Below are 253 nucleotides of genomic sequence, written 5' to 3' on the forward strand. Positions count from 1 at the left end.
GGGAAGAACGCGCCGTGGCGCAGCTTCGGCACTGCCACGTCGATCGTGCCGACACGGGTGTCGAGGTCGCGGTGGCGATACCCGTTGCGGTGGTTGACCCGCTCGGTGGAAGCAACGCCGTATTCGGCGCCGCAGACGGTGTCGGCCTGGGCGGAGAGGATCTGGTTGATAAACCTTTGCAGCATCTGGCGCATCAGATCCGGGGAGGCTTGAGCGAGCAGATCATCCAGATAGGTTGTCGGGTCGATAGAAT

General features: G+C 62.8%; 1 protein-coding gene. It reads right to left on the reverse strand.

Features of this window, described 5'->3' with window-relative positions:
* Positions 1-248, reverse strand: a 248-nt coding sequence (locus tag QP996_RS11820) for a transposase (protein ID WP_284872823.1), incomplete at its 3' end; no start/stop codon positions are given.
* Between the last annotated feature and the right edge of the window lie 5 nt (positions 249-253).

The sequence above is a fragment of the Corynebacterium sp. MSK008 genome, assembly GCF_030232585.1.
GTDB lineage: Bacteria > Actinomycetota > Actinomycetes > Mycobacteriales > Mycobacteriaceae > Corynebacterium.